Annotated in this window: 22 protein-coding genes; 9 read left to right on the forward strand and 13 right to left on the reverse strand. The window is 49.4% G+C overall.

Translation table 11 applies throughout. The annotated features are described in order from the left end of the window. Positions 1-11 precede the first annotated feature (11 nt). Positions 12-1,079 carry an acyltransferase family protein gene (locus ACRPK8_RS02295; RefSeq protein ID WP_432236722.1) on the reverse strand — a complete coding sequence of 356 codons (1,068 nt, stop codon included), beginning with the start codon at positions 1,077-1,079 and terminating at the stop codon, positions 12-14. A gap of 43 nt (positions 1,080-1,122) precedes the next feature. Here ACRPK8_RS02295 and ACRPK8_RS02300 point away from each other — a divergent pair, with 43 nt between their 5' ends. Both ACRPK8_RS02300 and ACRPK8_RS02305 read left to right on the forward strand, forming a co-directional pair. Beyond that, complete coding sequence (locus tag ACRPK8_RS02300; RefSeq protein WP_432236723.1) at positions 1,123-1,863, forward strand: SGNH/GDSL hydrolase family protein; 741 nt, start codon at positions 1,123-1,125, stop codon at positions 1,861-1,863. Between the two features lie 339 nt (positions 1,864-2,202). Continuing rightward, complete coding sequence (locus ACRPK8_RS02305; RefSeq protein WP_432236724.1) at positions 2,203-2,670, forward strand: hypothetical protein; 468 nt, start codon at positions 2,203-2,205, stop codon at positions 2,668-2,670. Positions 2,671-2,730: 60 nt separating this feature from the next. Here the strand turns inward: ACRPK8_RS02305 and ACRPK8_RS02310 are convergent, their stop codons facing one another. Together ACRPK8_RS02310 and ACRPK8_RS02315 are read right to left on the reverse strand one after the other, a co-directional pair. Continuing rightward, positions 2,731-3,327, reverse strand: a complete 597-nt coding sequence (locus tag ACRPK8_RS02310) for an alpha/beta hydrolase (protein ID WP_432236725.1) — start codon at positions 3,325-3,327, stop codon at positions 2,731-2,733. Continuing rightward, complete coding sequence (locus tag ACRPK8_RS02315) at positions 3,324-4,262, reverse strand: VOC family protein (protein WP_432236726.1); 939 nt, start codon at positions 4,260-4,262, stop codon at positions 3,324-3,326. Before ACRPK8_RS02315 ends, ACRPK8_RS02310 begins: the two co-directional genes overlap by 4 nt. A 176-nt stretch (positions 4,263-4,438) precedes the next feature. On the opposite strand from ACRPK8_RS02315, the gene ACRPK8_RS02320 reads away from it, so the two are divergent. From ACRPK8_RS02320 to ACRPK8_RS02330, 3 genes are all read left to right on the forward strand, one after another. Beyond that, positions 4,439-5,332, forward strand: a complete 894-nt coding sequence (locus tag ACRPK8_RS02320; protein WP_432236727.1) for an ABC transporter ATP-binding protein — start codon at positions 4,439-4,441, stop codon at positions 5,330-5,332. Further along, complete coding sequence (locus tag ACRPK8_RS02325; RefSeq protein ID WP_432236728.1) at positions 5,322-6,521, forward strand: ABC transporter permease; 1,200 nt, start codon at positions 5,322-5,324, stop codon at positions 6,519-6,521. Before ACRPK8_RS02320 ends, ACRPK8_RS02325 begins: the two co-directional genes overlap by 11 nt. Before the next feature lie 66 nt (positions 6,522-6,587). After that, positions 6,588-7,016, forward strand: a complete 429-nt coding sequence (locus ACRPK8_RS02330) for a hypothetical protein (protein ID WP_432236729.1) — start codon at positions 6,588-6,590, stop codon at positions 7,014-7,016. 47 nt (positions 7,017-7,063) lie between these two features. Here ACRPK8_RS02330 and ACRPK8_RS02335 read toward each other — a convergent pair whose 3' ends face one another. The 8 genes from ACRPK8_RS02335 to ACRPK8_RS02370 form a co-directional block, all read right to left on the reverse strand. Beyond that, complete coding sequence (locus ACRPK8_RS02335) at positions 7,064-7,693, reverse strand: helix-turn-helix domain-containing protein (RefSeq protein WP_432236730.1); 630 nt, start codon at positions 7,691-7,693, stop codon at positions 7,064-7,066. Between the two features lie 30 nt (positions 7,694-7,723). Continuing rightward, complete coding sequence (locus ACRPK8_RS02340) at positions 7,724-9,655, reverse strand: ABC transporter permease (RefSeq protein WP_432236731.1); 1,932 nt, start codon at positions 9,653-9,655, stop codon at positions 7,724-7,726. Then, on the reverse strand, positions 9,621-10,385 hold the full coding sequence (locus ACRPK8_RS02345) for an ABC transporter ATP-binding protein (protein WP_432236732.1): 765 nt from the start codon (positions 10,383-10,385) through the stop codon (positions 9,621-9,623). Before ACRPK8_RS02345 ends, ACRPK8_RS02340 begins: the two co-directional genes overlap by 35 nt. Next, positions 10,378-11,370, reverse strand: a complete 993-nt coding sequence (locus ACRPK8_RS02350) for a sensor histidine kinase (protein ID WP_432236733.1) — start codon at positions 11,368-11,370, stop codon at positions 10,378-10,380. The genes ACRPK8_RS02345 and ACRPK8_RS02350 overlap by 8 nt, the downstream gene beginning before the upstream one ends. Beyond that, a complete protein-coding gene (locus ACRPK8_RS02355; protein WP_432236734.1) occupies positions 11,367-12,053 on the reverse strand; it encodes a response regulator transcription factor in 687 nt (228 codons plus the stop codon). The genes ACRPK8_RS02350 and ACRPK8_RS02355 overlap by 4 nt, the downstream gene beginning before the upstream one ends. Positions 12,054-12,150: 97 nt before the next feature. Beyond that, on the reverse strand, positions 12,151-14,067 hold the full coding sequence (locus tag ACRPK8_RS02360) for an ABC transporter permease (RefSeq protein ID WP_432236735.1): 1,917 nt from the start codon (positions 14,065-14,067) through the stop codon (positions 12,151-12,153). Next, positions 14,054-14,815, reverse strand: coding sequence for an ABC transporter ATP-binding protein (locus ACRPK8_RS02365; RefSeq protein WP_432236736.1), 762 nt, complete (start codon positions 14,813-14,815; stop codon positions 14,054-14,056). The genes ACRPK8_RS02360 and ACRPK8_RS02365 overlap by 14 nt, the downstream gene beginning before the upstream one ends. 158 nt (positions 14,816-14,973) lie before the next feature. Then, the gene (locus ACRPK8_RS02370; RefSeq protein ID WP_035396161.1) at positions 14,974-15,477 is read right to left on the reverse strand and encodes a PTS sugar transporter subunit IIA; all 504 of its coding nucleotides are present in this window, start codon (positions 15,475-15,477) and stop codon (positions 14,974-14,976) included. 178 nt (positions 15,478-15,655) lie between these two features. On the opposite strand from ACRPK8_RS02370, the gene ACRPK8_RS02375 reads away from it, so the two are divergent. Continuing rightward, on the forward strand, positions 15,656-17,359 hold the full coding sequence (locus ACRPK8_RS02375; protein ID WP_432236897.1) for a M3 family oligoendopeptidase: 1,704 nt from the start codon (positions 15,656-15,658) through the stop codon (positions 17,357-17,359). A 387-nt stretch (positions 17,360-17,746) separates the two neighbouring features. Here ACRPK8_RS02375 and ACRPK8_RS02380 read toward each other — a convergent pair whose 3' ends face one another. Further along, complete coding sequence (locus tag ACRPK8_RS02380; protein WP_432236737.1) at positions 17,747-20,527, reverse strand: putative bifunctional diguanylate cyclase/phosphodiesterase; 2,781 nt, start codon at positions 20,525-20,527, stop codon at positions 17,747-17,749. Between the two features lie 140 nt (positions 20,528-20,667). Beyond that, the gene (locus ACRPK8_RS02385) at positions 20,668-21,090 is read right to left on the reverse strand and encodes a CBS domain-containing protein (RefSeq protein ID WP_432236738.1); all 423 of its coding nucleotides are present in this window, start codon (positions 21,088-21,090) and stop codon (positions 20,668-20,670) included. Between the two features lie 171 nt (positions 21,091-21,261). Here ACRPK8_RS02385 and ACRPK8_RS02390 point away from each other — a divergent pair, with 171 nt between their 5' ends. The 3 genes from ACRPK8_RS02390 to ACRPK8_RS02400 all read left to right on the forward strand — a co-directional run bounded on the left by ACRPK8_RS02390 (position 21,262) and on the right by ACRPK8_RS02400 (position 26,949). After that, entirely contained in the window at positions 21,262-23,454 is a 2,193-nt protein-coding gene (locus ACRPK8_RS02390; RefSeq protein ID WP_432236739.1) for a methyl-accepting chemotaxis protein, read from the forward strand. 115 nt (positions 23,455-23,569) lie between these two features. Beyond that, positions 23,570-24,727: a helix-turn-helix domain-containing protein gene (locus ACRPK8_RS02395; protein WP_432236740.1), complete on the forward strand. Its 1,158-nt coding sequence runs from the start codon at positions 23,570-23,572 to the stop codon at positions 24,725-24,727. Between the two features lie 101 nt (positions 24,728-24,828). Further along, positions 24,829-26,949: a bifunctional glycosyltransferase/CDP-glycerol:glycerophosphate glycerophosphotransferase gene (locus ACRPK8_RS02400; protein ID WP_432236741.1), complete on the forward strand. Its 2,121-nt coding sequence runs from the start codon at positions 24,829-24,831 to the stop codon at positions 26,947-26,949. Positions 26,950-26,951: the final 2 nt, after the last annotated feature.

The following is a 26,951-nucleotide window of genomic DNA, read 5'->3' on the forward strand; positions in this document are numbered from 1 at the left end:
GTGTAATGCATTCAGCCCTTTTTTGAAAGGTCTTCCCGTTTCTCGACGATCGGACGGATGTCAATCTCGATCAAAGGACGGAGAACGCGGACGACGAGCGGGTGTATGATGATACCAACGATCAATAAAGCAACCCCGATCATGATCAATAGAGCGAGCCAGGCTTGTGGTACGAAGGCATCGGTCACGTACTGGCGCCACGCCATGACGAAGAACACGTGCAGCAAATAGACGTAAAGACTGAGTTCCCCTGCCCGTGTGACGAGCGGCAGGCGACGCATCGGAATCAACATCATGAAACCGAGCGAAGCCGCGATCGATAGAAGATAAATGACACTATGTTTGAGCACACCAATCCAGGCATCACTATCGTACTGTTCGACATACGGGAACCGGTGCTTGAACGCATTCGCAAAATCGACGATCTCTTGCGGTGTATCGCGCCATGCCTGAAACAATAAGAAGACCATGACGGCTGTAAACGTGATGCCTCCAATCAAGCGAACGTTCATTCGTCGCTTGAAGTTCTTTGGCATCTCAAAAATCCGGATGAACTGATGCTCCGACAAATAATTTCCAAGCAGGAAATACGGATAAAACATGATCAACTTCCGGAGTGCTAGGAAGCCTGTGTTTTCGAGTTCGAATCCATATAGTAACGCAAAGGCAAGACCGAACCAGACGTATCCACGCAAATGAACGACATACGGCGTCACGATATACCAGACGACCATGACGAACAGGTACCAAAGGGCCCAGTATGGACGCAGTAAATGCGTACCGATGTTTTCCCCGGACAAGAGTGGCAACCCTTCACCGAGCGTCGCCCAGGAGCCGATTAGAATTTGCCAGACACAGTAGACAGCAAATAATTGAATGACACGTAAATATTTGTTTTCGCGAAAGAAATAACCACTTAAAATAATAAATAATGGCATATGAAACGAGTAAATCAACAGATAGACTGTCTCAAGTAATTTCCCATCATAATCAAACCGTAAATCCGTCAACATATGACCGATGACGACAAAAATGACAAGAAAACCTTTAATATTATCAAACCACGGATTCCGATTCATGTTACACTACCCCTTATACTCCCTCGAAAGGAACGAAATGTTTATGAAAAAGACACTCTTGATTCTATCTGTTGTCGTAAACGTCGTTCTCCTTGCATTGTTACTGGGACGTAAACCGCTCGAACTAATCGAAAGCGTCTTACCTGCAACGAGTACGACTCCGGTCTCGACTTTCCAATACGATAAAAATCCGAACTACGTCCGGTTAAATAGTCTATTCCATACTTATCAATACCCAAAATCAGCGAATGCTGTCATGTTAGGTGACTCGATGACTAACTTTGCCGATTGGCGTATTCTGATGGAGGATCCGACGATCATCAACTTCGGGATTCCCGGAGATACGACGGAAGGATTTTTGACCCGGCTTGACCTGATCCTCGAGATGAAACCGAAACGCGTCTTTTTGATGGGCGGTATCAATGACATCCGTCACTATACGCCGATTCCGCAAATCACGGAGAACATGACGACGATCGTGACGACACTTCGAAAAAATAACATCGACGTCGTCATCCAGTCAACCGTTCCCGTCGCTCCGAAATATTCGGATTCGGTCCGGATCAACCAGGATGTCGAAGCGCTGAACCGGAACCTGCAGAAATTAGCGCAGTCGATCGGTGCACCGTTCGTTGACCTGCGCCCGGCTTTGACGAATAAACAAGGCTATCTGCAAAATCGATTGACGTACGACGGACTTCATCTCGTCGGCGGCGGATATCTCCGCTGGAGTGACGCACTGAAACCTTACGCGCTGAAAGCCGATATGACGGCGAATAAATGAGTATTCATAAAAAACGGCTCACCCCGAAATCGGAGTGAGCCGTTTTCCTGTTCGATTAATCTTCCTGGTTTTTGACACCCATGTATGCTGCGACGCTCGATGCTGAGAAAACAGCTACGGCAACGATACCGACAGCGATCCAAATCACCTGATCCATCATTTCTGTATATCCCCCTTTATGTAACCGCTCACTTCTATATGTAGCGTACACGAATTTCGTCAAGAAAGAAACACATTTTCCATGTCTAATGACTGGACGATTCGGGAAAAGTTAACTATAGTAGAAGGACAACTACAAATTGTCAGAAAATTCGATTATTTAACAAGGAGGTGTTTCTGATGGCCACTTCATTGCTTACGCCGAAAGAGACGTTACGACATCGAAGTACGCTCAACTTTGGATATTGGCTCGTCATCGGATGCATAGGATGGACGATGCTTGCCCTCGTCACGGATGTAGGTACCGTTCTTGGACGTCTCCCTTTGTATGAAAGCATCCCGCTTGCCATCCTCGTCATCGGTCTGACCGGTATCCTCTTGAAAATGGCACGGGACGAGTGGTGGATTCATTACCTGGAACGTCAGATGCAATACTATATCGGACACGAGACCGTCACCGGCTGGTGTACGACGATCGATAGCATGTGGCTGATCCGTAAGACGATGCGTCGTGAACTTCGGCTATTGTACCGGCAACTCGCACAGACGAAGGCATCGGAAGAAGTGAAACAGACACTTGCTCTCAAGCTCGTCGAACGTGGTGTCCTGATCGTCTACTCCCGTCCGAAAAGCGATCATCCTGCTTAACACGAAAAGAGGACTGCCCCATCGACTTCTGTGATAGAAGCGGATGGGACAGCCCTTTTTTTACTGTTTCAACCAATCCGTCGCCGCTTCGATCGTCGGCATGACGAGCTGGTGACCGTAGTTCGACCAGGTGACATCGACCGATGCTCCGGCCTCCGTCAGGAGTGTTGATAATTCCTCTGTTTCCTGCGCCGGGCAAATCGGATCGTTACTGCCGGCACCGATGAAGACACGGACGCTCGATAAGTCAGGCAGTGTCACACCGCGACGCGGTACCATCGGATGCAGCAGGATTGCTTGTTTGAATAAGGCTTCCTCAAACAACATATTCGCCGCGATGTTTGCACCGTTCGAATAACCGACGGGAATCAGACGATCAAGAGAAAAGTCATGCTCCGCTGCTTGCTCACGTAAAAATTGCATCAATCGTGCTGTCCGTAAAGCGAGGTCCTCCTCATCAAAGACGCCTTCTGCAAGCCGTTTAAAGAAACGCGGCATCCCGTTTTCCGAGACTTCTCCGCGGACGGACAAGTAGCCAGCTTCTGAATCGAGCAGTGAGACAAGTCCGACGAGATCTTGCTCCGTTCCACCAGTTCCGTGTAAGAGTAAAAAGATTGGTGCGTCTGCTGTTTTTGGTGCTTGATATAAATGAATCATACGAGTCTCCCCTTCGGTACTATAATAGGTGTTACATGATTTGCGATCGCCGCACGATGTGCTTCGAATTGCTCCGGTAACTTCAAATCTTCCCCGAGCATCTCGAACTCTTCATCGATAGTAAATCCTGGATTGTCCGTCGCGATTTCATGAAGAATCCGTCCGCGGTCATGGAAATAGATCGACGTGAAGTAGTTGCGGTCCTTCACCTCGGTCGTCAGTAAACCGAACGCGTTGATTGCCTTCATCCAATCGAGTTGCTCGCGTTGATCCGTTGCCCGCCAAGCAATATGATGAACCGTCCCAATACCCGGGCGACCGATCGGCATCTGACCGTGAACGACGTCAATGACATTGCCGAACTCACCTTCCGCGATATACCGGTCAACGGTTTCCGTCCGTTTGCTGAGTGTGAGTCCAAATGTATCTGTCAATAATTTGGCAGTGTCTGATGGATCCCGCGACAGTAACGTTGCACCTGCAAACCCCTTGATTGCAACGTTGCTTGAAATCCCATCGATTTCATAGCGACTGTCAGCTCCGTCCTTGCGTTCGACGAGTTCAATCTGCAGACCATGCGGATCTCCGAACGCGATTTGTTGTTCTCCGAATCGAACCGTTTCTTCAAACGAGACGTTCTTTTCCGTCAGCCGTGCTTTCCAGAAATCCGATGCGCCGGGCGGAATCGCGTAAGCTGTTGTTCCGACTTGTCCGGCACCTACTTGCCCTTTCGCCATGCCTTCAAACGGAAAGAACGTAATGATGGTTCCCGGTGCCCCGGACTCGTTTCCGAAATAGAAGTGATACGTTCCCGGATCATCAAAGTTGACCGTTTTTTTGACGAACCGTAGTCCAAGAACGGTTCCATAAAAATCGAGATTTTCCTGCGGATCGCCGACCATCGCCGAAATATGGTGAATGCCTGGTGTATGCATGTCATTCGTTCCCCCTTTTTAATTTCATCTGTTAATACGATAATAGTAACTAACAAACAAAAAGTAAACAAATAAGTCTTACCGTGTTTCTGGAACCATTACCCAATTTTATCCGTAGGACATCTTGTAAAAATGGTACACTTGTCGTGCAAGAGACATCTTTAAAGGAGGTTCTTATGCTAGAAATCAAACAGATCACGAAACGCTTCGGTGAATTTACAGCCGTTGATGCCCTGACGATCGAAGTGCCGCCCGGGCAAATTTTCGGTTTACTCGGCGCGAATGGTGCCGGGAAAACGACGACGTTCCGAATGCTGCTCGGTTTACTACAACCGACCGAAGGGTCCATCACCTGGAAAGGACAACGCATCCCGACTTCAAAAATCGGTTACCTTCCGGAAGAACGGGGACTCTATCCGAAAGTCCGAGTCGACGAACAGTTATTGTTCCTCGCAGAACTCCGCGATATGAAACGGAAGGATGCGAAACAGGCACTGAGTGAATGGCTCGACTATTTCCAAATTCCCCAGTATGAAAAGATGCGCGTCGAACAACTCTCGAAAGGGAATCAACAAAAAATTCAGTTGATTTCCGCTGTCCTACATAAACCAGAACTCCTGATTTTAGATGAACCGTTCAGCGGACTCGATCCGGTCAATGCGGAACAATTGAAGCGCGCTGTCAAAAAGCTGACGGATGACGGAACAACGATCGTCTTCTCGAGCCACCGGATGGACCATGTCGAAGAACTCTGCGAACACGTCGCGATTCTCGATCACGGAAAACCGGTTGTTGCTGGCTATCTCCCTGACATCAAGGCAGGTTACGGAAAAACGCGGGTTCTTCTGACGACGGACGCCCCGCCCCTCCTATGGGACAGCTTGGACGGTGTCCTGCAAGTCGAATCCGACAACAATGGACATATCGTTCAAGTCGCCTCGAAGGAAACAGCGGACCAGCTGCTAAAGCATATCGTCAGCGAAGGGTATCATGTCGACCGCTTCGTCTGGGATCAATTATCCCTGCAGGATATCTTCATCGAGGAGGTCGGAAAACGTTATGAACCGTAAATTTTTCACTTTATACCGCTTTAATCTATTGCAGAAGCTACGTGCCAAAAGCTTCTTGATCTCAACGATTCTGATGGTCCTGTTCCTCGTCGGTTTCGGAAACATCGAACGGATTCTTGATTGGTTCTCGGGTGACGATCCGAAAGTCGCTCTCGTCAGTGAACTATCGACGGACCTTCGCCCCGCCTTGAAGAAGGCCGGTGTCACCTCGGATATCACACCGAAGGAATACACGGTGGCGCAAGCTCGAAAAGCCGTCGATCGCGGCACGTTCGACGTCGTCGCGATCGTCAAGGATTCTTATGACGTGACACTCGTCAGTGCCAGTCCGGAATCCGAACTGCAGACACAGGTCTCGACAGTCGTCAAACAAGTACGTGATCAGGCGATCATTACAGATGCTGAGATTGATCCGAACGTGCTCGCTTCGCTCGCTCAACCGGTTCCCGTCAAACAGGAATTGACATCGACTGGCGGAAAAAGCGAAGACGAACTGTTCGCCGCTTCTGCTCTCGTTTATGTATTGCTGTTCCTGATGTACTTTACGATTGCCATTTACGGCGGCATGATCGTCACCGAAATCGCGAACGAAAAGTCCTCACGTGTCATGGAGTTGTTGATTTCAGCGGCGAGTCCGATCCAGCATATGCTCGCAAAGATTCTTTCAATCGCAACCGTCAGTATCGTACAGCTGTCGATCCTTGTCGGCGTCGGGTACTACAGTGCTCAAAACAGCAGCCTGTTCGACCAACTATCACTTGATTCCTTAAGTATTCGGACTATCGTTTATCTGTTCGTCTTCTTCCTGCTCGGATACTTCTTGTATGCGACGCTCCTTGCGGCACTCGGTTCACTCGTCAGCCGCGTCGAGGATGCACAACAAGTGACGTTACCCGTCATCCTATTGATCGTTGCCGCCTTCATGATCTCGATGTTCAGCCTGAACGCTCCGACAAACCAGGCCGTCGTCGTCTTGTCGTTCGTGCCGTTCTTTACACCGATGGTCATGTTTCTCCGTGTCATGCTGACTGACGTACCGGTCTGGCAAGTTTCGATTTCACTTATCCTGATGCTGATCAGTATCAGTCTCGCCTTGTTCGTCGGTACGAAATTCTACCGCGGCGGTGTTCTGTTCTATGGTTCGAATCCGGTCAAACAACTCCGGCGTATTTTAAGCGGTCGCCGGTAACAGTTTACAAGACGAATCGTTTCCGCTATCGTTAGGTGAGAAAAAGCCTTTAGGAGGAACTACGTTATGCGGTCTCGTTTTTGGGCAGCGATCCTTTTCACAGCTGCTGCCATGGTCTCGTCACTTGTCATGTTCACGAAATTCCCGCAAGCGAGTGCGACGTGGGAGCTCGTCCTTGCCTATGGAGGCATGGCGTTCATCTCCAGTCTCTTTTGCTGGTCCTTCGTTGCGGTCCGCCGCCAGTCTTCCCGTTTGTACGGTAGCTGGGTCGGTGTCTTCATCGCCGGACTGACCGTCCTGCTCGTTTGTGTCGCGCGATTCGTCATACGTGGTGACGTGATGATGATTTTCAAATGGCAAGCGATGCTCGGTAGCTTAACTCTCAATTTCGGCTATGTCGGTTGGGTACTCGTCATTGCAAATGCGATCATCGGTTTCATCATTGGTCGAACGCGTCAAAAGATGCGTCGTCCACGTCCGATGCCACAACGTTAACAAAAAGTCGCTGTCTTCTGAACGTCAATCAGAGGACAGCGACTTTTTTATTTCCGGTGATAACGCGCTCGGCTTTTTTGTTCACTATAGTCTGCGTAATACGTGGACCGGGACAAGGATACACCATCCGTCATCCGGTCGAGATACTCATCCAGTTGCATCATCGATGGTAGCTTATCTTCAAACAATTCATACGTCTCTTCCGCTTGGTCCCGTTGCAACTCTCCGGCTTCCATCACGGCTTCGACGAGTTCATGAAAGACACGTTGCTCCGTTGCACTCATCGTCTGCTCGATCCGTTTGACGTCATCGTCATACATCAAATCGAACAGGCGCATCCGTTCTTCGAGCTGCTCTTCGACCCACGAACCATCTTCTCCGAGTGTCTGTTCATACGCAAGCTTCATCTCGTCAAACGGCGTCTTCTGCTGCATGACGAACTTCAGCGATTCGCCTGTCCAGATATGGCGGGCTAAATAACTGGCGTCGATATTCAAGACGTCCGCCAATGCCTCGATATAGGGTTTTGTCGGGTAGACTTCGCTCAGTTCTGTCCGACGAATGAAATACGGGGCGACGCCGAGCCGTTCTGCCAGCTGTTCAATCGTAATTCCGGCACGCTCCCGCAAAATGCGGATCCGGTCACCGTAACCCCGATAGGGTGAATGGTCTAGCATATGATTCCCTCCCTTGTTCCTATGGTATCATCATACCCTTGAATCCGGTGCCGGAGACATGAAACTTTCGGATGATTTTCGAAACAGGTGCCGTGGATACCGTAACCAGATCGGCAGCACACTCAAGAAATAACCGACCGTGACGATTCCGATCCAAAACAGTGACAAGTCAAGGAACGAAGTCGTTTTAAGTCCGGCTTCCGAGATGAGCGCCTGAAACAGTAAGAAGGCATGGAAAATCGAGATCAGATACGGAACGATTAAGACCGCACCGTACTTCACAAGCAGATAGAGACGGACGTTTCCGGATCCGAAGCCCAGGGCAAACAAGGTCTTCATCCGCTTTTGTTCCTGCTCAGCTGTCATCTGCATCCAGACGTGCAGAAAACTCGCATTGATGACGAACAGCCAGACGGTCAGAAGAATGACGACGAACGTGACGAGACGAACGATCCGGATCCCGTCGATCTCGTCCTCGGTCTCATTGATCAATTGATACGGGACAGGTTGTTTCTCATCGAGTTTGGCTGTCGACTGGATGTTGCGGACGATCTTCATCCATTGCTTCCAGTCCTTCGTCCCGTAATCCTGATACGATGGTGTATCGAAGACGACGATTTGCCGGACGGGCTGGTCAAGCGTCTGAAAGACGGCATCGCTGACGACGAACAGCGTCTCGATCCGGTAATTGTAACCAAAGACAAGCGCATGGGAAGAAGCCGGCAGTAAGTCGAAGTCTGCTTGTTTCATGGCAGCTGCCGCCTTCTTCATCGTCGGCGTATTTTCCTCAAGTTGCACAGGGCGGGCGGGCACAAAGAAACTCTGCCGTCCTGTAGCCGTCCGCTCCGGGAGATGCAGGTGGCGCATCATCCCGTTGTATGCGGAAACCGGTAAGACGAAACGCGTTCCGTCCGACTTCAACCGGATATCTTGCTGATACCGATCCGGAAAGGCATCCGTCATCGTCTGTTTGACTTCCTTCAAGCGTTTCGTCGGTTGTGCGGATTCCTCATAATAGACAAGACCAAATTGGTTTTGTGACGATAAGTCGAGCCCGATCAGCTGAAAAAAGAAGACGAGGCCGACCGCCGTCAGCGCACAGGATGTCAAAATCGTTCCAAGCGCGATCAACGTGCTGTTCGTCCGCAATTGATTGGCAATCTCGGAAATGATCAGTTTTCGTAACGACAATCGGCAAGGACGGTATAATTTCGTTAACCACGGCAGGACATATCGACACATGAAAAAGGAACCGATGAAGATGACGAATGGAAACATCATGAAAAAGCCGTAAGTCCGGGTGAACGCTAATACGTACCCATAGATTAAAGTCAAAACGGCGACGACTTGCGTAACGATCCAGATCCGCTTTCGAAACACCGAACGCAGTCGCATCGGTCGATCGGGACGAAAACGATAAATGGCGAGGATCGTCGCCGTCAACAGGACGAAGAAGGAGCCGCCAATCAAAGCGAGGATTGCATAAATGGATAACTCGAATTCGATTGCGGGCAGGAACATGACCTTGACGACGGATAACAACAGCATCTTCGTCAGGACATTTCCAAGAATCATTCCGACCGTGATCGCCATTCCGCCAACCAGCAGGACTTCAATCAAGAAATATTTCAAGAAATGCGAAAAGCCGCTCCCGAGCGTCCGCATCGTCCGCAAATCATTCTTCCGGTGTTCAAGCATCGTATATGTCGTCGAATAGATGAATAGAACACTAAAAAATAGGATGATTAGCTCCGCGATGAAGACAAAGAAAATCGTCATCTCGATGACTTGGTTCAATTGACTGAGTACTTTGGCAACGTTTTGGAACGACTCATTCGTCAGTAAGTTCCAGTAGCTCGTCACGATCGTCATCGCAACGATGATCGTCAAAGCATAGCCGTAATACAGGCGCTGATAGCGACGGATGTTACGTAGGGCGTATTGCAGATAATTGATGCTCATCCCCTCCTAACAACGACAGCGATTCGATGACACGCTGGAAAAAGACACGCCGCGGCTCATCACGGAACAGTTCCGTCTGGATGCTACCGTCTTTTAGGAAGAGGACGTGATTACAATACGAAGCGACTTGCGGGTCATGGGTCACGATGACCATCGTCATGCCGGCTGCGTTCAACTCCGCTAAGACGTCCATGACGTGTTTCGTCGCTTGAAAATCGAGCGCCCCGGTCGGTTCGTCAGCAAGCATCAGCCGCGGGGCGTGAATCAGGGCACGTCCGATCGCCGTCCGTTGCCGTTGCCCTCCGCTCACTTCGTCGACCTGCTTATCGAGCAACTCGTCAATTTGTAAGCGCCGTGCGAGTTGTTCCATCTCCTCACGGGCAGGCTTCGCCTTTTTACCGGTCAACATCAACGGAACGAGCATGTTCTCGCCTAGCGTGAGGGAATCGAGCAGATTGAACTCTTGAAAGATGATGCCGAGTGTCTCACGCCGGAAGCGAATCGTCTCTTTGCGTTTGAACGTCGCCGTGTCGACACCGTCTATCAGAATCGATCCCCAGCTCGGCTCGTCGAGTGTCGCGAGCAGATTAATGAGCGTCGACTTCCCACTTCCCGATGGTCCCATGACCGCGACCATCTCTCCCTCCTCGACCCGGAAGTTCAAATCCGTCAGCGGCTGTTCGCTCACCTTTCCGGGATAGACTTTTCCTAATTGTTTGACCTCAATCATGTGTGCGACCTCCCACTAATCGAATCCGGCATGTCGTTCCGGTTCCTTCTTCACTTTCTAGCTCAATCTCATGTCCGAGCTTTAGGCATACCTGATGTACGAAATATAACCCCATCCCGGTCGATTCCCCGTATCGTCGTCCGTTCTCCCCGGTGAAGAAGGCATGAAAGACCCGCGGGACATCCCGCTTCGGAATACCGACACCATCGTCCTGGATCGAGAGGATGACTTGCCCATTCGTCTCAGCCGCCGACAAAACGACCTCCTGTCCATGACCGGTCGTATACTTAATCGCATTCGTCACCAGTTGCAGGACGAGGAAGCGAAACCATTTCGAATCGGTATAGACGTATATGCCCTCTGCAATATCCAGTTTCGGAAAGACCTGATTTTTGACGAATAAGCGTTTTTCCTGATTGATGATTCCTGTAATGAGCGGCTTAAGCGCCAGACGTTCCGCCTTTAAATCGGTCTCAATCGCTTCCAGTCGCGAGGAATACAGCATTTGATCGAGTCCCGACCGCAACCGGTCGACTTCCTGCCGTAAATCGGCCTGATACTGCTCCCCGGGATGTTCGAGAATCAGTTCGATGACGGACAACGGAGTTTTCATCTGGTGAATCCATTGATCGACGTAACGGTGCCGCTCCTTTTCCTTTCGACGCTCAGCAAACAGACTGTTTCGAAACAGCGTCTGTTGCCGTTCTAGGAATTGCTCGACAGCGACTGAAATCGGTTCTTCACTGTCACTGCGAATCGGCTCGGCAACAGATTGGATCGGCTGTTTCAACCGCCGGAGTAGCGGTAACATGCTGAAAAAGCGGTAACTGAGATAGATGACGAGGGCGATGCTGTTTAAGAGGACGATATAAAAGAAGGCAGCCGGTCGGTATAAATCGTACAACCATAAAACGGCGTACAACACGACCATCTGTCCGATGAAGAATAGGGTTCCCGGTAAAGCGTGCCGTAAGAACAGTTTCATGATTCAAGAACCAGCTTGTAACCAACGCCACGCACCGTCTCAAGACCCGTCACGCCAATCTCCGCCAACCGTTTTCGAACGCGAGTGATGTTGACGTTCAACGTGTTTTCGTCAACGAAGGCCTCGTCATCCCAAATCCGTTCGAGCAGATCCCCACGGCTGACGATGCGCGGACTGACGGTCAACAGCATCTCAAGAATCAAGCCTTCTTTTTTTGATAGCTCGATCGACTGTTCTCCATGTTCGACGATATACCGATCTAAATAGAGTGTGACCCCCTCTTTCGTCACTGTCCGCTCGTCACTTTCACTGGATAAGGCTCCATATGCCCGACGGATGTGGCTTTTGATTTTGGCGATGACGACCGCTCCCTGGAAGGGTTTGACGATATAATCGTCCGCCCCGTATTCGAGTGCCATGACCTGATCCATCTCTCCGACCCGGGCCGAGATGAATAGAATCGGTGCCCGTGTCTTCATCCGCAATTGCCGACACCAATAGAACCCGTCGAATTTCGGTAAATTGACGTCGAGCAGAATGACATCCGGATTCGTCTGTTCATACGTCGCGACGATATCGTCCCGTCCATCCTCGACGACGACCTCAAAATCATAGCGTTCCAGCAATTCCTTGAGTAACGTCGCAATTTTCACATCATCTTCTACTAATAAAATCGTATGCATCGTTCGCTTCAACTCCTTCTCCCTTTATCATAACGAACTCAAAAAGGACTGGAAACGATTATTCCGTTTCCAGTTCCGTGTACGCGTATTTAGTTCCTCACGTGACGATGCGGCGATACGCACGGACCGTAACGATGTAGTAGATCAAGTAAACGATCGTATAACAGCCGATGGCGAGCAGGGTCGGGCGAACGATATTGTAGTTCAACAGTTTTTGCAACACTTTCATCGCCACTAAACTATGCACGAGTCCGAGCACGTACGGTAAGGAGAAGACGAATCCGACAAGACGCCGGATGATGCCGGTCTGCTCCTTCGAATCAACACCAATCTTTTGGATGACGGCAAACCGTTGTTTTGATTCTTCTGCTTCCGCGAGCATCTTGAAGTAGATGATTGAACCGGTCGCAAGTAAGAAGACGAGACCGAGGAATCCGGCAGCGAATGCCAGTAAGCCGGTCGTTGCCGTCGTCATCGCATAGACCGGATAATAGGCTGCCATTTCCGTGTCCGCTTGTTTTCCATATAGTTGTGTCAACTGTTTCATCAGTCCATCGTCATGACGTTCATCTGAGAACTGATAATTCGTCAGCGTGAAGCCTTTTTCCGGCATCTTCGCGAAGGCATCATCGTTTACGACGAAGGCAAGCCTTTGTTTCTCATAAAGTTGAGCGATCGGAAGATTCGTCGCAGCGGTGATGCGAAAGGATTCGTGAACATCCTTGATTTTGACACCAATCGGTGATTTAACCTTCATCTTTAACAAATCGTTGCCTTTGAACGTCTCAAGGACGATCGCTTCGCCCTGTTTCGGTTCCGCAATGACCGGTTTTCCGTTTGCCTTTGCGAGCTTGACGTAATCCGAGTAGTTGACATAGCTGAATTGTCCCGGCTGGTCTTCATACGCATACGTCGCGTAGTAGCGTGTGAACGTCAGCGGATTCGGCAGCTCGGTCATCTGATGGTCGACGTTCTTGACGTTGACCATCGTCCGGCTTTCAATCTTCTGATCGGACTGTTCAATCAACTGTTCCGCTTCCGCCTGTTTACTGGCAATCGATAGACTGTAAGGGACTTGCTCCTCGACGGTCTGATCGATGAAGTAATAAATCGATGTCGCCGTCCCGACAGTCGTCAATGTTACGGCAGTGATAACCGTAATCGTCGATAGCATGACGGCATTCGATTTGATTCGTGATAACAATTGCCCGTGCAAAATTAAATTCGTTCCTTTAAAGTGCCGCGCTTGATTACTTAAGACGCGCAATAAGAAGATCGTGAAATAACTCATCGTTCCGAACGTCCCGAGAATGACACACAGCATCAAAAGCGGTGCGACGATCGTAAAGTGATCCATCAACGGTTGTCCTGTTAAATAGTAACCGACACCGATCAAGACGACCGAAAGAACGGCCAGGATTGGATGCACTTTCGGAAGGGATTCCGCTTGTTGTTCTGCTTTGAACAATTCGATCAATGTAAAACGATAAATCGTCCGAGCAGAACGTAAGGCGATGATCAGGAAAATCAACAGGAAGACACCGATCGTCTGCAGGACGGAAGCTCCACTGATCGTAAACGTCGCATCGACTTGCATCGCCATGACGGAAGCCAGCAACTGCACGAAGTATTTCGAAGCGACGGTACCGATCGCAATTCCGAGGATCAGACCGATCACCCCGTACCCCATCGTCTCAAGGAAGATGAGACGGGCAATCTGTCCTCGTTCTAAACCGAGCAACGCGTAGAGCCCGATTTCCTTCTTACGGCGGCGTAAGAAGAAGTCACTTGAATACCAAATGAAGATGGCAGAGAACAGCGCTAAAATGACACTTGCTCCCGTAAAGACCGTTCCTAGTTTTCCGTACAATTCGTTCGCCTGAAGCATCGCTTCGTTTGAGCGAATGGCGAGGAACGTATAATAAATGAGAATCGCAAACGTGACCGCACCGAGGTACATCACGTTTTGACAGATGTTTTTTAAATTCTGAAATGCCAGTTTAAACAAGCTCACGAACGGCACCTCCGAGTTCCCGCTGGACTTCCATGATTTGTTCGAAGAATTCCTTCTGCGAACCGAAGCGATGGACTTCCTTGAATAGCTCTCCGTCCTTGACGAACAGAATCCGTTCCGCGTAAGACGCCGTCATCGGATCGTGTGTCACCATCAAGATCGTCGCGCCTTCGTCGTTTAGTGATTGCATCGCTTCGAGCAATCCGGTCGCGGACTTCGAATCAAGCGCACCGGTCGGTTCGTCCGCTAAGATAAGCGACGGATCATGAATGATGGCACGAGCGGCAGCCGTCCGCTGTTTTTGTCCACCAGAGAGTTCGACCGGACGTTTATCGAGCAGGTCTGCGATACCGAGTTGATGCGCCACACGATCGACACGCTCCAAGATCGTTTTCTTATCGATGTTCGCGAGCGATAGCGGTAAGGCGATGTTTTCCCGGACCGTCATCGTATCGAGGAGATTAAAGTCCTGAAAGATGAAGCCGAGCTGTTCCCGGCGGAAACGGGCTAATTGTTTTTCCTTCATCGCTGTCACGTCTGCTCCGTTGATCAAAATCGAGCCGTCCGTCGGCTGATCGATCGTCGACAGTAAGTTGAGCAACGTCGATTTCCCGGCACCCGACGGTCCCATGATACTGACGAACTCTCCTTCATGGACACGGAGCGTCGTCGGACGCAGCGCTTCGTGGCGCGCGGTTTTTGTTTGATAGGTTTTTGAAATCTGTTCTGCCTGTAAGATTGCTTTCATCTGTAATGCCTCCTGTGTTTGATTCGTTACACTCAGTCTAGTACGAGTGCTCGTTTCTCAAAATGGACTTTGCTTTCACTTCTCTTACAAAACGGTAAGACACGGGAGGAGACAACAAAAAAAGCCCCCATTCGTAAGGAATGGAGGCGTATCGTATCTTATTTATGTGTTGCTTTGAAGAGTTCTGTGTCGCCTGCGACAACAGAAGTTCCTTCAGCCGGAACAGCTGAAAGCGTGAATTGATCGTGGTTCGTCACGATGATCGGTGTGATCGTCGATGGGGCGTTCGCACGGATGTAGTCAAGGTCGAACTCGACGAGGACGTCTCCTGCTTTGACTTTGTCACCTGACTGGACGTGAGCCGTGAAGCCTTCACCTTTAAGGTTAACTGTATCAAGACCAACGTGAATCAACAGTTCAAGACCATCTTCACCTTTTAGACCGATTGCGTGTTTTGTTGGGAAGATCGTTTCAACCGTTGCGTTGATCGGTGAGACGACTTTACCTTCAGTTGGTTCGATTGCGACACCGTCGCCCATCATTTTTTGAGAGAAAACTTGATCGGGTACGTTCTCGATGTTGACGATTTTACCTGTAAGTGCAGAAGCGATTTTCGCGTTTCCTGCGTCGTTACCACCAAACAATTTTTTTAAGAATCCCATGATACTATCCCTCTACTTTCTCGATCGTTTTTCTTCCGAATGGAAGTTTCGATTTTTTATAGGAGTAAGCTGTTCGACAGCTCGCTCACGTTCTCACAAAAAGCATACGTTTGTCCCTCTAGTTTTGCAAGTATTTTTGTGTGATAATAGTTAGAAATCAAAAGGAGGCGCTTACATGTTGCCATTTTCAGAAATTACATATGTCCGTCCTGATCTTGCCTTGCTTGAAACATCCATGAAGCAAGCAATCGCTCGACTGACGGAAGCCACACAGGTAAATGAAGCAAACGCAGCCATCACTGAGATTAATACCCTCAGAAATCAATTTGAAACGGCAAGCCAGCTCGTCGAGATCCGCCATACGATCGATACACGCGATACGTTCTATGAGACGGAACAAGGGTTCTTCGATGAAGCAAGCGCGATCTATCAAGGATATGTTTCAAGCTATTATCAAGCGTTGACGACGCATCCACTCCGCAGCGAACTCGAACAGACACAAGGCAAACAGTTATTCCTGATTGCGGAAGCGAGCCTGAAGACGTTCTCAGAAGAGATCATTCCAAAACTCCAAGAAGAGAACCGTCTCTCAAGCGAATATACGAAACTGATGTCTTCTGCTCAAATCGAGTTTGATGGCAAGACGCTCAACTTATCGCAGTTCGGTCCTTATCTTCAATCACCTGATCGTGACGTCCGTAAAGCGGCTTCAGAAGCACGCTACGGCTATTTAAACGAGCATGGTGAAGCCATCGATACGATCTACGACAAACTCGTCCGCATCCGAACTGAGATCGCGAAAACGCTCGGTTTCCCGTCGTTCGTCGAACTCGGTTATGCACGGATGCTCCGCGTCGACTACAACCAATCGATGGTCGAACAATACCGCGAACAAATCCGCGAGACGATTGTTCCGCTCGCGACACAACTCAAAGAGCGTCAGCAACGACGCATCGGTGTCGATCACTTGTACTACTACGATGAAGGGTTTGCCTTTAAGTCTGGGAATGCAACACCGAAAGGCGAAGAGTCATTCATCATCGAAGGCGGTAAAAAGATGTACGCCGAGATGTCACCGGAGACGAATGAGTTCTTCAACTACATGCTCGACCGGGAAGCACTCGATTTAACAGCGAAGCCGGGAAAAGCCGGCGGCGGGTATTGTACCTACATCGCAGACGAAAAACTCCCGTTCATCTTCTCGAACTTCAACGGAACGGCAGGCGATATCGATGTTCTGACGCACGAAGTCGGACACGCGTTCCAAGTCTATGAGAGCCGTCACCTGACAGCGCCAGAGAGTGCTTTCCCGACGTATGAAGCGTGTGAGATTCACTCGATGTCGATGGAATTCTTCGCTTATCCGTGGATGGAAGCATTCTTCGGTGAAGAGACGGCGAAATACAAATTCAATCACCTCGCAGGAAGCGTCACATTCCTTCCGTACGGCGTTGCGATTGATGAGTTCCAACACGTCATCTACAACCAACCGGAATTGACACCGGCTGAGCGTCGCGAAGCATGGCGGACGATCGAGAAGAAATATCTGCCGCACCGTGATTACGAAGCGAACGATTATCTCGACTCAGGCGCATGGTGGCATCAACAAGGACATGTCTTCGGCAGTCCGTTCTACTATATCGATTACACACTCGCTCAAGTCTGTGCCTTCCAGTTCTATGCTTGGATGGAGCAGGACCGGGAAGCGGCTTGGAAGTCGTATCTCGATCTCTGTCGTGCCGGCGGATCGGAAAGCTTCCTCACACTCGTCGAGCGCGCTGGACTGAAGTCTCCATTCGCACCAGGCACAGTCGAGGCGGCAGTCGCACCGGTCAAAGCGTATCTTGAACAAGCAGACGACCTCGTACTCGATCGCGTTTGATTCGTTGCGTGCAAGGTCATGCTTACAACGAACGTTTTTTGTCATCCTCGCTTTCTTTTCCTGTATGCGTCGCGGGTGAACATTCACGTTCTCTAGTTATCGGATACAAGAAGCTGACTTAAAGGCTCTATAAAGACAAGGGTGGAAGAATGATCCTCTGCCACCCTTGTCTCGTAAAAAATGACACGTCACACGCAACTCCTACAGAAAAAAGCGCATTTTTGCGCTGTCAGAGACAAACAAGACCCGCTTTCCTGCTTGAACGAAGCAGGAAAACTGGCTTGTGTCTCGCCTGAGGAAAGGGCGTGAAAAGACGCGTCATTCTTTTTTTGAGTCGGACCCTTTCTCATTTTAAGACACATCCATATTAAACGGAATGGACGACTTTCATTCAGGAAGAAGCGTTTCATGATACTTCCCGTACCAGATCCGGAACTCATCCGCCGGAATCGGTCTTGAATAATAGAATCCTTGCGCATATTCACAGCCAAGAACACGGAGATGTTCTCCTTGTTCCGGTTCCTCGATTCCTTCCGCGACGACATCATACTTCAAGGTATGTGCAAGCTTGATGATCGTCTCAATAAGCGGCGCGTTCGAACACGCATCTGGTCCACTGATGAACGACCGGTCGATTTTCAGACGCTGGATTGGTAAGCGGCTTAGATAAGATAAAGAAGAATAACCTGTACCGAAATCATCGATCGCGAGACGATACCCCATTTGATGTAATGTTTGAAGGGCATCAAAGACGCGCGAATCGGAAAAGACGCCAAACGATTCCGTAATCTCGAGTTCCATCCGTTGTTCGATTCCCGGATGAACGTTTCGAACGTCCGTCAGATAGTCAACGATTCGACCCGAGACGAGTTCTTTGACGGATAAGTTCGCCGATACCCGCAGTGTTCCAAGCTCCGTCTCTTTCCATGCTTCGACTTGTCGGACCGTCTCCGCGACGACCCACATCCCGATCTCTTCGATCAACATCGACCGTTCAGCAATCGGAATGAAGATTGCCGGACTGATCATGCCACGCTCCGGATGGAACCAGCGCAAGAGCGCTTCACACCCGTCGACCTGTCCAGTCGCCAGATTGATTTGCGGCTGATAAAACAGCTGAAGCTCATTCTTTTCGATCGCATCACGCAATTCACCCTCTAACACGACCGACTCCAGATACTCCGCGCTCATCCATGGTTCGAACCAGACCGGTCCGCCTTCCGTCTGTTGCTTTGCATGCTGCATCGCGATATCGACCGAGGACAACAAGGACGTGACCGCTACGGCATCATCCGGATAGCGGACCATGCTCATACTGATACTGACATTAACGAACTCGCCATTGATTTCATAGACATGTTCGATGACCTGCTTCAGGCGTTGATAATCGACGATGTCCTGTTGGGCAACGAGTACTGCGAATTCATCTCCGCCGATACGAGCAGCCTGCCCGGTTCCGATGAAATGGTGCCGGAGTCGATTCGCAAGATCTTTTAACAGTTGGTCTCCTGCAGCATGCCCGTAAATATCATTGATCCGCCGGAACTGACGCACACTGATCGTCACGAGTTCACCCGGTTGGGGCGCCTTTAACGCATCTGTCATCTTCTGTTCGAACCCGTTTCGGTTTAAGAGCCCGGTCAACATATCATACAGTGCCAGTTGTGTGATCCGCTCTTCCCGCCGGAACTGGTCCGTCTCATCGTGACAGGACAAATAAAGGGCAATCCCGGTATCATCTTCTTTTTTCGGGACATGGATGACGTTGACGAACATGTTTAAGATCGTATCATCAAACAGCATCTTGCAGCGAATCGTCTGACTGTTCCCTTCAAGTGCTCGTCTAAGTGCACGCCGCATCCGGTTGAGATCTGCCGGATGAATCAGTTCTTCGATCGTCCAGTCAGTCGTCGCCCGCGTCAGCTGACGGAAACGTTCGTTTCCACTTAAAATCGTGTAGTCCGAGGACAAGGCAAGGATCGGGTCCATGTTTTGTGAAAACAGGGATTCGATTTCCGCCTTCTTTTGTTTGATTTCTTTCGTCTTCGCATCATTATGGTCGAGGAGTCCCGCGATGATGGCGGTCATCGTCCGAAAGGCTTGCACGACCGGTTGAAAATCATTTCGTTCCGGTACGTGATAGCCGGACTGGCGCCGGTCCTCTGCGAACGTATTCGCCTCTCCCTTTAGCAGTGACAGATCCTGTCGGAAAGCCCGCAACAAGGACCATGTCAACAGCAGCAATCCGAAAATCACGCCAACCGTCGCTAAGAACAAGATCCAGGCATTGCGGATGATCTGATTTCCCCGGTCCTGCATTTCTGTTGCGACATGATTGATTTCCTGGTTGTACAGACGATACATACTCGCTTCATACCGCTCCGCCTGACTTGACAAGGCCGTATAGTTTGCCGCCTCCGGAGCGCGCAAAAGATCGTCCAGTGTCTGCGTGAAAGCATCCATCTCCTCCCGCATCGTCGCAATGCTCCGTCGACCGGCATCGTCTTGAAGCGGTACGACATCATATAGTGCTTTGATGAGTGATTCCTGACGAACCGGTAAATCGATGCGCATCTGCTGGATCCGCAAACGATCGATGGAACTCGGTTCGTCTTTTTGCCGGGCAGTTTTTAACACCTGTGCCGCCTTACCGAGCTGCTCTTCCATCAGGATCAGGTTCGAGAACACGTTATAGTACGACCCCGTCTCTTTACTCAACACGAGCTGATTGAAGATGATTTCACTCTTCAGGTTCGTTGCTGCCGTGAAAAAGCGGTGGTTGGACTCCTCTCCTTGCCGTTGCAACTTTTTGATTTCGGTTTCGACTTCCTCACGCGCCGTTTGCGTCACCTGCATAGTCGGTAAACGGTCCATCAGTTGAGCAAGTGCCTGTTCTGCTTTAGCCGTTTGTGTTTCATCGGCAGTATCACGTAAGGATGAAAAATAATTTCGTGTCACTTCCTGTTCGGCATGATTAAAAGGTGTCACTCCGGCAATCATGTTTCCTGATTCCTTGAAGCGATACCCTTCTTCTAGCGTTTTCGTCAAGTGCTGGCAGGCAACGATCAGTGCAAGCAGACCGATGATCGCAATCATCCATGAGAACGTTTTATAGTAGGAGCGTCTTCGAAATGCTTCTACGATGAAGACTGGTGATAAACGTCGCAACCCATCGTCCTCCCTAAAATGTCATTATGCTTCTATATCGTCTCTTTTAATCATTTCCTGAAGTCGTTTTGAGTCAATAAAAAGCACTAATTTCCGCATTTCTCGAAAATTAGTGCTTTTTTTACTAGTTTTTTTAATTTTTAGTAGCTGACGTTCTCACGCGCTACTTTTTTTGCAAAATAATCGATGATATCACGTCGCCGGATGATTCCGATGAAATGTTTGCCGTCATCGATGACCGGCACGAAATTTTGATCGGTGATGACTTCAATCATCTCTTCCATCTGTGCAGTGATGGCGACCGGTTTGTATCGGACACGCTGTTTAATATCCGTCAGACGTGTCTGCAGCACATGATCATAATCCGCATGTTCGAGATTCGATTCAAGCGCCCATAAGACATCGCCTTCTGTTAATGTTCCGGCATATTTCCCTTTACTGTCAACGAGTGGGACCGACGTAAAACGATGATGTTTCATCTTTTCTAGTGCTTGTCTGACCGTTGACTCAGGATCTAAATATTTCACCTCATCTTTAGGTAATAAGAAAAAAGCAATATTCATTTCAGTTCCTCCCTAGCCACTCTGTGACACCCTTTTCATTTTATCATGAACCCCGCTTCGATTCATTTCTCAAATGATGAAAATCTCAACATAATTCCTTCATATTTATTCGTACCCTTCCGATAATCCTAATATACAGAATTTAAAGACTATTTAGATAGGAGAATACATATGCGCCTCCCGATCACCCGCCGCCTGTTCATCGGGCTTATTTTATTGCCCGCGCTCACGCTTGGCGTCTCGACCTGGTTTTCTTACGATCAGACGAGCCGAACCGTCGATCAACTTGTCGACTCGACGTCGCAGACGGCTCTCAAGCAACTCGAACAATCCTTCACGCGTATCATCGATGATACGAAAAAGGATACGACACTTCTTGCCGGCCTTCCGTTCAACCGGGCGGATGGAGCACTTCCGAACTATACCGATCAAACGAAACAACCCGACCCATCTGCTCTTCCTTCTCAAAAAGCATCGGATATCTTCAGTATCTTAGAAAAATATGGATCTTCAAAAATCGAAAACTCCTTCATCCAGTACGCGGACACGAGCGGAGGGTACCTCAACTGGCCAAGACAGGACGCAACCCCTGGATATGACCCGCGAAAAGAAGACTGGTATAAAGAAGCACTCGATAACTCAAGCGTCGTCACCATGAGTGAACCTCACTACGACACGGCAACGAAGTTATCAATCATCGGTTTTTCGAAAGCAACACTTGATGCCCAAGCCAATGTCAAAGGTGTCTTATCCGTCTATAAAAGCATCAACCGCTTGGCTGAAGACATGAAGCGGATTGAAATCGGTCAAAAGGGATTCGTCTTCAGTTATACCCAAAACGGAAAAATCGTGACCCATCCTAAAGAACAATATTTCTTTCAAAAGGTCACACAAATGAAAGCAGACGGGAAACCTTACTTTTCTGCACCAACAGCGATGATGGAACAGGAATCGGGTTCCGCCATCATGGATGTCGCCGGAACGAAGTCCGTCGTCATCTGGCAGACTTCTTCAAAAACCGGCTTTAAGTTAGCCGTCGTCCTTGACTATGCTTCCCTGTATGCACCGAAGGAAGCCATGCTCAGTCAGTCGCTGATCAACTTCGTCATTGCTATCGCCTTAGCTACAGGGATCGCTTGGTTGATCGGTCGTTCGATCAACCGCCCTCTCGCTTCACTTCGTAAGGAAGCACTTGCCATCGCTTCTGGTGATTTACGGACGCAACAGCGACCGAAACGTTTCATCCGGGATGAACTGACGGATCTTGCCGAAAACTTTGATGCGATGCGTCTTCGACTACGTCAAACGATTCTCGCTTTGACGACTTCTGCGACGACGGTCCGCGATGCATCGGCTGAGTTATCGACGAATGCCGCACATGTCCAGAGCGCGTCCCTTCAAATCGGACAAACGATGGAGGAAATCGCAGCTGCCGGTGAGACGCAGACGAAACAGGCAGAGCGTTCTTCTCATGCCGTCTATGGAGTCAAGGAACGTTCAACGGCGATGCAACAGGTCGCATCCACGACGTTGTCGGAAGTCTCAACCGTCGCACAAGCTGCTGTCCGGGGGAGTGATGTGACGAAGCAGACGATTGCTGAACTGCTGAATCATTCGGTCTCACTCGAACGGGAAATCGAAAATACATCCGATTTCCTCGGAAAACGGTCCGACGAAATCGGGAAAGTCCTCGGAACGCTTCAGGCAATTTCCAGCCAGACGAATCTGCTCGCCTTGAATGCCGCAATCGAAGCGGCACGTGTCGGCGAACAGGGACGCGGTTTTGCCGTCGTCGCAAGCGAAGTCCGAAAGCTTGCTGAAGAAAGTGATCTATCCGCAAAACAAATCAAGCAGTTGCTTGATAATATCCAAGACGAGACACAAACAGCAATGAATGCCATGCATCACGTCATGGATGATTTGAAACATTCCCTGGATTCCGTGAAGACGACGGGAGACGATTTCGAGCAGATCGCAGGCTCCGTACAACATGTTTCCTTACGGACAGAAGTCCTGACCGGTGACATTCAAGCGCTGACCCAAGCGACCGAAGAAGTGTCGGATGCGATGGGAACGATCCTTGCCTTGACGGAAGAAAATGCCGCGGGTCTTGAAACGAGTAGCGCGAGTATCCAAGAAACGAACGCTACGCTCGAATCCGTCACGTCTGCTGCGAACCATCTCGCACATATCGCCGGTGATTTGCATCAATTGACACTCGACTTCCAACTCGATGAGACAGCGGAACCGCTTGATGAAGCAACCGAGTCCGAGGAACCGATTGCGTACGACGAAGCGGCAACGACTCTCCTTGGTGGTGAACCGGAGACGGATCCAGAAGAACCACCCGCTCCCTCTCACTGATTCTTTTTGAACGAAGCCCTCTTTTTGAGTGCTTCGTTTTTGTTTCGTTCTCGACTATCTACGAAAGAGGACATACACTAGAAGCAATCCACTTCATTTAGAAAGGAGTCGTGTCATGAATCGCTTGTCGACATCCGATTTGACGCAAATCGCAGAACACCTTTACGGAATGACCGGTTTTTTCGTCACGTACCGAGATCGTCATGGTACTCCGCTTGCTTTACGTCCAGAAGCTCCAACTCATCCTGGCATCTTGACGATTGAGAATGAATGGCCCGTACTTAAAAAGACTCCTCTACTCTATACCCTGAAAGATGGTACCGCGTACCTCTTTTTAGACGTTCCGGAACAAGGAATGTATCGAATCGGACCTGTTTTATTACAATCCGCGCTCTTTCGGGCACACATTCAAGATGAAGCCTATCATCAGTTTTATAAGGTTCTCCCCCGGACGACAGAAAATCGACTGATTGACTGTGCTCATCTCGTCTACCGTTTGTTGCACAATGAAGGATTACCGCAACGCGACATCGAACAGCTGTCTGATATTCAGGAAGCCGAGATTCCTCTCGTTGCGGACGCTCCTTCCCATACGGGTGTGACGGCGTATCGGAAAGCATGGCAACGGGAGCAACAAATCATCGATTGGATTGCGACCGGTCAAAGCGAACGACTGGCTACGACCTATTCCTTGCCTGCTTACGGTGAGTTCGGAACACTCGCACGCCACCAGCCATTACGTGCTGAAAAGAATTTACTGCTCGGAACCGTTCTCTTAAGCGCGCGTGCTGCGATTCGCGGAGGACTGGAACCGGATGAGGCCTTCTCACTCAGTGACCGGATGATCGAGACGATCGAAGCGGCGACGAGTATTTCAGAATTGCGTAATCGCCATGTCCGCATTACGGTTTCTTTTGCCGAAGCCGTCAAGGAACTTCAAGCATTGCGTCATTCGCCACACGTGCTAGCGGCAATTCGTTATATTCAACAGCACCTGTATGAACCGTTATCCGTCTCCTCGATCAGCCAGGCAATCCATGTCTCATCCAATTATCTGTCAGTCCTCTTTAAAGACGAGACAGGTCTACCGCTCGCGCGCTATGTCATCCGGGAGAGGATCCGGGAAGCCAAACGTCTCTTACGTTCTTCGGACGATTCCTTGCTGACGATCTCAAACAAGCTTCATTTCTCGAGTCAAAGCCATTTCAGTCAAGCCTTTAAACAAACAACCGGCGAGACACCGACCCATTACCGGCAACGAACTGAATTTTAAGAGAATCGTGTCTTTTTTTCATTTTGTGATATTCTATTCAACAGGTACTATTTTCGCGAATCCGTTTTGGACGGATTCTTTCATCAAAAAGGAGAATCAACATGAATTCAATTAGTGTCATCATTCCTGTCTATCAAACCGAATCACAAACAAAGGTAGCCATTCAGTCCGTTCTCGACCAAAAGGTTTCCGTTCCTGTAGAAATCATCGTCGTCTTTGATGGACCGAGCGCATTCGTCGAAGAAATCCGCTCGCTCTATCCAACATGTACGATCGTCGAGCAGACGCATCAAGGAACATACGCCGCACGCCGTCGCGGTCTTGAAATGGCGACAGGTGACTATGTCACCTTCCTCGATAGTGATGATATCCTTGCTCCGCGCGCCCTCTATACGTATATCAAAGCATATGAGAAATCACGCGGTGAAGTGATCATCGGGAAGGTCTCCCCCGTCTACAACAAAAAGAAATGGCTCATGCCGATCGATGATGATCGTTATTTCTTCTACACCCGTACGAAGTTCAACTCGCGTCATTTGACGACAATCCACGGCTGGATGATTAAAAAAGAGTTATTGAACGATTTGCCGGTGCTTGAGACACGCTGGTTCGCCGATACGATCATGGCGCATACGATCATCTCGAAATTGACGAACCTGACATCGGTCAGTTATGTCGTCTACGGTCGAAACTCGCGCAGTACACCTCTTGAAGGACAATCGCTTTACCAAGCACGCGATATCACGACATTGTCCGACATCTCACGGATGTACGGGATGTTGTCTGCCCATACACAGGATACCGATGTTCAAAACTTCTTGAATACATGGTACAAACGCTTCATCTCAAAACGCGGTCGTGCGTTGCTCGAGCGGAGTACGTCCAAAAGTCAGCAGGCAGATGTCTTCCGTCATGTCGCTTACGATTTGAGACGGACGAAGACGCGGAGTAAGTATCTGCAAGCATGGTCGACCGGTTCATACATCCTGTTCCGTTCCTACATCACTGCCGTGAAGACGAAACGGACACTACGGGCAGCACGACGCAAAAAGATCAAGAACGGTCTCATGCTCTATCGTCTGTTCCAAAAGATGCCGGTCAAAGAGAATCTTGTCTTATTCGAGAGTTTCCTCGGACGCAGCTACTCCGATAATCCGAAGGCGCTTTACCTGAAATTAAAAGAACAACGCCCAGAGCTTGAACTCGTCTGGATTTTTGCACAAGAGCCGTCAGATGACGTCAAGGAAGCCTGTCCGAACTGGGTGCTGAAAAACAGCTTCGCATACTACCAAGCGATGGCACGTGCGAAGTACTGGATCTTCAATACGCGCCAGCCACTCAGCTTAACGAAACGCGAAGAGACGATCTATCTCCAGACATGGCACGGCACACCATTAAAACGACTGGGTCTCGACATGGAAGAAGTCCATATGGCGGGAACGAATGCGACACGTTACAAACGGAACTTCTATAATCAGGCACAGGAATGGAACTACCTCATCTCTCCGAATGCCTATTCGAGCGAAATCTTCAAGAGTGCGTTCGGTTTCCAAAACACGATGCTTGAGACAGGATATCCGCGAAACGATCTCTTGTATACGGATGATCAAGCCGGATTGATCAGTGAAATCAAAGCACGCCTTGAAATCCCGGCTGACAAAAAAGTCGTCTTGTATGCCCCGACATGGCGGGATGACGAGTTCATCGCGCGCGGAAAATACCGTTTTGACCTTCAGCTCGACTTGAATGAGATGCAGGCACGTCTCGGTGACGATTATGTCGTCTTGCTCCGGATGCATTACTTGATTGCACAAAACATGGACATCAGTGGACACGAAGGATTCGCCTATGACGTATCGTCGTACGGTGACATCGCTGAGTTGTACTTGATCAGTGATGTGCTGATCACCGACTATTCGTCTGTCTTCTTCGATTACGCTCACTTACAACGTCCGATGATTTTCTTTACGTATGACTTAGAGAAATACGCTTCGACGTTACGTGGCTTCTACTTCGATTTCGAAGCAGTCGTTCCGGGACCACTCTTGAAGGAAACGGATCAAGTCATTGATTATATCGAACAGATCGATACAAAGTCCGTCGCTTATCAAGAAAAGTATGATCGTTTCCTCGAACGGTTCTGTAGTCTAGATGACGGCACGGCAAGTGAACGCGTGCTTGCTGAGTTGTTCCCGAACACAATCTCAGCAGACACTGAATGAGG

It is taken from the genome of Exiguobacterium sp. TDN 0502 (genome assembly GCF_050846835.1).
In the GTDB taxonomy this organism is placed as follows: domain Bacteria; phylum Bacillota; class Bacilli; order Exiguobacteriales; family Exiguobacteriaceae; genus Exiguobacterium_A.

Excerpts from the sequence above, each read along its gene's own strand:
- ACRPK8_RS02395 (WP_432236740.1), top strand. The coding sequence starts at position 23,570 with ATGAATCGCTTGTCGACATCCGATTTGACGCAAATCGCAGAACACCTT.
- ACRPK8_RS02295 (WP_432236722.1), bottom strand. The coding sequence starts at position 1,079 with ATGAATCGGAATCCGTGGTTTGATAATATTAAAGGTTTTCTTGTCATT.
- ACRPK8_RS02340 (WP_432236731.1), bottom strand. The coding sequence starts at position 9,655 with ATGAGCATCAATTATCTGCAATACGCCCTACGTAACATCCGTCGCTAT.
- ACRPK8_RS02325 (WP_432236728.1), top strand. The coding sequence starts at position 5,322 with ATGAACCGTAAATTTTTCACTTTATACCGCTTTAATCTATTGCAGAAG.
- ACRPK8_RS02320 (WP_432236727.1), top strand. The coding sequence starts at position 4,439 with ATGCTAGAAATCAAACAGATCACGAAACGCTTCGGTGAATTTACAGCC.
- ACRPK8_RS02350 (WP_432236733.1), bottom strand. The coding sequence starts at position 11,370 with ATGAAACTGTTCTTACGGCACGCTTTACCGGGAACCCTATTCTTCATC.
- ACRPK8_RS02390 (WP_432236739.1), top strand. The coding sequence starts at position 21,262 with ATGCGCCTCCCGATCACCCGCCGCCTGTTCATCGGGCTTATTTTATTG.
- ACRPK8_RS02335 (WP_432236730.1), bottom strand. The coding sequence starts at position 7,693 with ATGCTAGACCATTCACCCTATCGGGGTTACGGTGACCGGATCCGCATT.
- ACRPK8_RS02305 (WP_432236724.1), top strand. The coding sequence starts at position 2,203 with ATGGCCACTTCATTGCTTACGCCGAAAGAGACGTTACGACATCGAAGT.
- ACRPK8_RS02370 (WP_035396161.1), bottom strand. The coding sequence starts at position 15,477 with ATGGGATTCTTAAAAAAATTGTTTGGTGGTAACGACGCAGGAAACGCG.
- ACRPK8_RS02345 (WP_432236732.1), bottom strand. The coding sequence starts at position 10,385 with ATGATTGAGGTCAAACAATTAGGAAAAGTCTATCCCGGAAAGGTGAGC.
- ACRPK8_RS02300 (WP_432236723.1), top strand. The coding sequence starts at position 1,123 with ATGAAAAAGACACTCTTGATTCTATCTGTTGTCGTAAACGTCGTTCTC.
- ACRPK8_RS02330 (WP_432236729.1), top strand. The coding sequence starts at position 6,588 with ATGCGGTCTCGTTTTTGGGCAGCGATCCTTTTCACAGCTGCTGCCATG.
- ACRPK8_RS02385 (WP_432236738.1), bottom strand. The coding sequence starts at position 21,090 with ATGAATATTGCTTTTTTCTTATTACCTAAAGATGAGGTGAAATATTTA.
- ACRPK8_RS02400 (WP_432236741.1), top strand. The coding sequence starts at position 24,829 with ATGAATTCAATTAGTGTCATCATTCCTGTCTATCAAACCGAATCACAA.
- ACRPK8_RS02310 (WP_432236725.1), bottom strand. The coding sequence starts at position 3,327 with ATGATTCATTTATATCAAGCACCAAAAACAGCAGACGCACCAATCTTT.
- ACRPK8_RS02315 (WP_432236726.1), bottom strand. The coding sequence starts at position 4,262 with ATGCATACACCAGGCATTCACCATATTTCGGCGATGGTCGGCGATCCG.
- ACRPK8_RS02355 (WP_432236734.1), bottom strand. The coding sequence starts at position 12,053 with ATGCATACGATTTTATTAGTAGAAGATGATGTGAAAATTGCGACGTTA.
- ACRPK8_RS02365 (WP_432236736.1), bottom strand. The coding sequence starts at position 14,815 with ATGAAAGCAATCTTACAGGCAGAACAGATTTCAAAAACCTATCAAACA.